This is a genomic window from Spongiibacter sp. (assembly GCF_041602295.1).
Lineage (GTDB): Bacteria > Pseudomonadota > Gammaproteobacteria > Pseudomonadales > Spongiibacteraceae > Spongiibacter.
This window is the reverse complement of the sequence record NZ_JBFIGO010000132.1, coordinates 1-6,297: the sequence shown is the minus strand read 5'-3', so window position 1 is coordinate 6,297 and position 6,297 is coordinate 1. Positions and strand designations below refer to the sequence as shown.

The following is a 6,297-nucleotide window of genomic DNA, read 5'->3' as shown; positions in this document are numbered from 1 at the left end:
GCCTCAGCCAACCCGGCCAGCAACTGCCCCCCGAGCAGCGCCACATCGGCATGGTCTTTCAAGACTACGCGCTGTTCCCCCACCTCAGCGTCTACGACAATATTCGCTTTGGCCTAAAAGCACTGCCGCGCAGCGAGCAAAACCAGCGCGTGCGCCGCCTGCTGTCACTGGTTCGCCTCGACGGCGTCGAGCAGCGCTACCCCCATGAACTGTCGGGCGGCCAACAGCAGCGCATCGCTCTGGCCCGCGCCCTGGCTCCCAATCCGCAGCTATTGCTGATGGACGAACCCTTCTCTAACCTCGACGCCGAGCTGCGCAAAAAGCTCAGCCTGGAGGTGCGCGAAATCCTCAAGGAGTTGGGCATCAGCGCCATACTGGTCACCCACGACCAGCACGAAGCCTTCGCCTTCAGCGACCAGGTCGGCCTGCTGTACAACGGCCAGCTGCAGCAGTGGGACACCCCCTTCAACCTCTACCACGAACCGGCCAACCGCACCGTCGCCGACTTTATCGGCGAGGGCTGCTTCCTGCCCGGCATGGTCGGCGCCGAGTCCAACACCGTAAATACCGAGCTCGGCGCGCTTATCGGCAACCGCGCCTACCCCTGGCCCAGCGGCACTCCGGTAGACGTGCTACTGCGCCCCGACGACATTGTGCTCAGCGACTTCGGCGGCCTGAGCGCCACCGTCGAGCGCAAGGTGTTCTCCGGCAGCGCCACCACCTACACCCTGCGCCTGCCCACCGGCAGCGTGGTAGAAGCCCTGCTGCCCAGCCACCGCGACTTCCATATTGGCGACAGCGTGCAGATCAGCACCGAGCTGGAACACCTCATCGCCTTTGCTCAGGAAAACGCCAGCTTCAGCGGCAAACCCCGCCACTATGGCAGTGCCGTATAAAAAAAAATTTCTTATAAAGATTCCGTCTAGAGCGCCTTCAGGTCACCGTCAACATGGGTCATTGGGCGCTAAGGCCCAGCTGGCGGGCACTTGCGCGCAGAGCATTTTTTACCCCCCGCTTACCCACAATTTATCCACAGCTCACCCACAAGATCTGGTGCTTGCACATCCCCGAAAACCGCATTATCTTGTATCCAGATTTTCAAAAAACCCCATATATGGGTAGCAACGCCGGCCGTCACCTAGCATTGACCGGCGCCTGAGATCAAGCTGTAGACAAAAAAAATCGTCCCTTTTAGGGCACAACAACGCCGTACAGCGAACCGCAGACATTCGTTTTTCTGCGGCATTACCACCAACAATACGCGACCAGCATAGTAAGGGCCCGACACACCATGCAGACCCCACAAGAAAGTAGTTCCAACAGCACCACTATTCCGCCTGCCGCCCCCCAGCAGGACGGCGTCAGCGCCACGGCGCCCGGCCAAATCCGCGTTATCAAGCGCAACGGTTCAGTGGTCGGCTACACCGACGACAAAATCAGCGTGGCCATCACCAAGGCTTTTTTGGCCATTGAAGGTGGCAATGCCGCGGCCTCGACCCGCATTCACGAAACCGTGGCCAAGCTTACCGATCAGGTGTCGGCCACCTTCAAGCGCCGCATGCCCAGCGGCGGCACCATTCACATTGAAGAAATTCAAGACCAGGTTGAACTGGCACTGATGCGCAGCGGCGAACACAAAATCGCCCGCGCCTATGTGCTGTATCGCGCCGCCCGCGCCGAAGACCGCGCCCAGCACAGCGCCGAACTGGGTGAAAAAACCCACCCCAGCATCCGCGTTAAACGCGCCGACGGCAGCGAAGCACCGCTGGACCTGGGTCGCCTTGAATTCATCGTTAACGAGGCCTGCGAAGGACTGGAAGACGTCTCCGCCGAAGCCGTGCTCGACGAAGCCCTGAAAAGCCTGTTCGACGGCGTGTCTGAAAACGAGATCAACACCTCGCTGGTGATCGCCGCCCGCGCCATGGTGGAAAAAGAACACAATTACAGCCTGGTCACCGCCCGCCTGCTGCTGGACAAGCTGCGCGCCGAAGCGCTGGGTTTTCTCGGTGTGGCCGACAGTGCCACCCAGCACGACATGGCCGTTTACTACCCCCAGGCCCTGCCGGTCTACATTCAAAAAGGCATCGAGCTGGAGCTGATCGCCCCCGAACTGCGCAGCTACGACCTCGCCGCCCTCGGCGCTGCCATCAAGCCCGAGCGCGACCACCAGTTCCACTACCTCGGCCTGCAGACCCTCTACGACCGCTACTTTATTCACAGCAATGAAGTGCGCATCGAACTGCCGCAGATCTTCTTTATGCGTGTCGCCATGGGTCTGGCCGTTCGCGAAGACAACCCCACTGCGCGCGCCATCGAGTTCTACGACCTGCTCAGCTCCTTTGACTACATGAGCTCGACGCCCACCCTGTTCAATGCCGGCACCCTGCGCCCGCAGCTGTCCAGCTGCTACCTGACCACCGTGCCCGACGATCTGCACGGTATTTACGGCGCCATTCAAGACAACGCCATGCTGTCCAAGTTTGCCGGCGGTCTGGGCAACGACTGGACCCCCGTGCGCGGTTTGGGCGCCTACATTAAAGGCACCAACGGCAAATCACAGGGCGTAGTGCCCTTCCTGAAGGTGGTTAACGACACCGCCGTAGCGGTTAACCAGGGCGGCAAGCGCAAGGGCGCGGTGTGCGCCTATCTGGAAACCTGGCACATGGACATCGAGGAATTCCTCGAGCTGCGCAAAAACACCGGCGACGACCGCCGCCGCACCCACGACATGAACACCGCCAACTGGATCCCCGACCTGTTCATGAAGCGCGTGTTTGAAGACGGCGAGTGGACGCTGTTCTCGCCCAACAATGTGCCCGACCTGCACGACCTGTACGGCAAGGCCTTTGAAGAGCGCTTTGAACAGTACGAGGAAATGACCCGCAACGGCGAACTGAAGCTGTACAAGCGCGTGAAAGCCGCCGACCTGTGGCGCAAAATTCTGTCCATGCTGTTCGAAACCGGCCACCCGTGGATCACCTTCAAAGACCCCTGCAACCTGCGCAGCCCGCAGCAGCACGTCGGTGTGGTGCACTCCTCCAACCTGTGTACTGAGATCACGCTGAACACCAGCAAAGACGAGATCGCGGTGTGCAACCTCGGCTCGGTCAACCTCGCCCAGCACATCGTCGCCGGCGAGCTGAACCAGGCCAAGCTGGAAAAAACCATCAAAACCGCTGTACGCATGCTCGATAACGTTATCGACATTAACTACTACAGCGTGCCCCAGGCGGAGAACTCCAACCTCAAGCACCGCCCGGTGGGTCTGGGCCTGATGGGCTTCCAAGACGCGCTGTACAAGCAGCACATCGCCTACTCCTCAGACGCGGCGGTGGAATTTGCCGACCGCTCGATGGAAGCCATCAGCTACTACGCCATTAAAGCCTCCAGCGACCTGGCGGTAGAGCGCGGCAGCTACCAGAGCTACGAGGGCTCGCTGTGGAGCCGCGGCATTCTGCCCATCGACTCGGTGAAAACCCTGATCGACGAGCGCGGCAGCGACTACATCGACGTCGACCAAAGCCAAACCCTGGACTGGGACAGCCTGCGCGACACCGTTAAACAGCAGGGCATGCGCAACTCCAATGTGATGGCCATTGCGCCGACGGCGACCATCGCCAACATCACCGGCGTATCGCAGTCGATCGAGCCGACCTACCAGAACCTGTACGTCAAATCGAACCTGTCCGGCGAGTTCACCGTGGTCAACCCCTACCTGGTTAAAGACCTCAAAGCCCGCGGCCTGTGGGACGCGGTTATGGTTAACGACCTGAAGTACTACGAGGGCTCGGTGCAGAAAATCGACCGCATCCCCGACGACCTCAAGGCCATGTACGCCACCGCCTTCGAAGTTGAGCCGCGCTGGTTGGTCGACTCGGCCAGCCGCCGCCAGAAATGGCTGGACCAAGCCCAGTCACTCAACCTGTACATTGCCGGCGCCTCCGGTAAAAAGCTGGACATCACCTACCGCATGGCGTGGTTCCGTGGTCTTAAAACCACCTACTACCTGCGCGCACTGGCGGCCAGCTCCACCGAGAAGTCCACCGTCAGCCAGGGTTCTATGAACAAGGTATCGTCGGGCGCAGCGGCGGCCTCTGCCGCGCCGCAAGCGGCACCGGCCCCCGCGCCAGTACCGCAGGCCTGCTCGCTGGACGACCCCGACTGCGAAGCCTGCCAGTAATAGGCCCACAAAGGGGCGCACAGCGCCCCACACCGCATAACCATTGCGCCATGCACAAATAAAAGACCGAGGTGAATCACCAATGCTTAGCTGGGACGATTTCGACAAAGACGAACAAGACGTCGCCAAACCCAAAGCCGCAGCCCAACCCGAAGCGGCCGCCGCCCCCGAAGCCAAACCGGCACCGGCAGTAGCCAGCCAAACCGCGCCCGCTGCCGCCGCGCCCACCGCCCAGGCGCTACGGGACAAAGCCAACGCCTCGCTGGACAGCCTCGACGTGGCCGCCGGCCTGGAAGAGCTGGAAATGGGCGCTGCGCGCCTGCGCGTGGAAGACAAGCGCATCATCAACTGCCATGTCGACCTCAACCAACTGGTGCCCTTCAAATACGACTGGGCCTGGCAGAAATACCTCGACGGCTGCGCCAACCACTGGATGCCGCAAGAAGTAAACATGACCGCCGACATCGCCTGCTGGAAAAACCCAGAAGGCCTGACCGACGACGAGCGCCGCATTGTTATGCGCTCACTGGGCTACTTCTCCACCGCCGACTCGCTGGTCGCCAACAATCTGGTGCTGGCCGTTTACCGCCACATCACCAACCCCGAGTGCCGCCAGTACCTGCTGCGCCAGGCCTTTGAAGAAGCCATCCACACCCACGCCTACCAGTACTGCGTAGAGTCACTGGGCATGGACGAAGGCGAAGTCTTCAATATGTACCGCGAGCTGCCGTCCATCGCCAAAAAGGCCGCCTGGAGCCTGCAGCACACCCGCGCGCTGGGCGACCCCAACTTCAAAACCGGCACCCCCGAAACCGACCAGGAACTGCTGCGCAACCTGATTGGCTTCTACGCCGTCACCGAAGGCATCTTCTTCTACTGCGGCTTCACCCAGATCCTGTCCATGGGCCGCCGCAACAAAATGACCGGCGTTGCCGAGCAGTTCCAGTACATCCTGCGCGACGAGTCCATGCACCTGAACTTCGGCATCGACATGATCAACCAGATCAAACTGGAAAACCCACACCTGTGGAGCGAGCAATTCCAGGCCGAAGTCACCCAGATGATTGTGGAAGGCATGCAGCTGGAAATTGAATACGCCAAAGACTCTATGCCCCGCGGCGTGCTCGGCATGAACTCAGCCATGATGGAAGAGTACCTGCAATTCATCGCCAACCGCCGCCTGTCGCAGCTGGGCCTGAAAGAGCAGTTCCCCAACGCCCAGAACCCCTTCCCGTGGATGAGCGAAATCATGGACCTGCGTAAGGAGAAGAACTTCTTCGAAACGCGAGTGATTGAGTATCAGACTGGTGGGGCGTTGAGCTGGTAGAGAACTAAAAAACACCGCAGACAGCCCCGGATGACCGGACACCCTGCATGCAGTGAGGGGTGCTTACCAAGGACTCTACAGAGTAATTCTGTAGAACAACCAGAGGTAAGGTACTACGCCCTGCCAACTGAGTTAGTACCTCAGGCGGCAATCCCGAAGCTAAAGGAGGCCTCCTCTATCTTCGGGCGTGGCGGCCAACCACGTTAAAACTCAGGTTTTTAACTTCCTGAGTCGGCTCGGGAGTAATGAGAGCACTAATCATGTTCACAATCATCACTTCCAAAATGCGATTGTCTGTAAATGTAGCCTCGATCATCGTAGCAATTGCTATTTTGATTTCGGCTTGTACCTGAGGCATTCGTTTGGCGGGGCTGCACTGGCAGCCTTCAGCCATAACAAAATTTGCGTAAAATGAACTTAAATTCGCGCAACTCAGCACACGCTATGCTCAGCATTATTGAGGGAGAACTTTAACCTCAACCAGCGCGGTAAGCTGAGTAGAAAAAATAAGAGCCAGTGGCTTTGCGAACTGATCGTAAGCGCCCTACGCAGTTAAGGAAGTACTGCCCCACTACCGAAGGAACGGCGTGCAATTCCCGCAATTTTCCTACCACCCCCTCGATAGAAAGGCACGGACTGCTTAACAGCCTTGAGTGTAGAATCACCGGCCCTGTTAATGAAAAACTAGGCCATTTATTTTAAAAACAATCCTTCCCCTACAGTGGGGCAGGCGCTCACCGGGCGAAAAACAAGAGCGATAGATGACCGCCCGATAATAATTATTATGAGG

At 59.1% G+C, this 6,297-nt stretch carries 3 protein-coding genes; all 3 read left to right on the top strand.

The window, feature by feature from the left end; genetic code table 11:
• Positions 1-896: ABC transporter ATP-binding protein (locus ABYM29_RS14295; RefSeq protein WP_372865460.1), on the top strand; the 896-nt coding region annotated here is incomplete at its 5' end.
• A 395-nt stretch (positions 897-1,291) separates the two neighbouring features.
• Complete coding sequence (locus ABYM29_RS14290; protein ID WP_372865459.1) at positions 1,292-4,180, top strand: ribonucleoside-diphosphate reductase subunit alpha; 2,889 nt, start codon at positions 1,292-1,294, stop codon at positions 4,178-4,180.
• 82 nt (positions 4,181-4,262) lie between these two features.
• Entirely contained in the window at positions 4,263-5,507 is a 1,245-nt protein-coding gene (locus tag ABYM29_RS14285) for a ribonucleotide-diphosphate reductase subunit beta (RefSeq protein WP_372865458.1), read from the top strand.
• Positions 5,508-6,297: the final 790 nt, after the last annotated feature.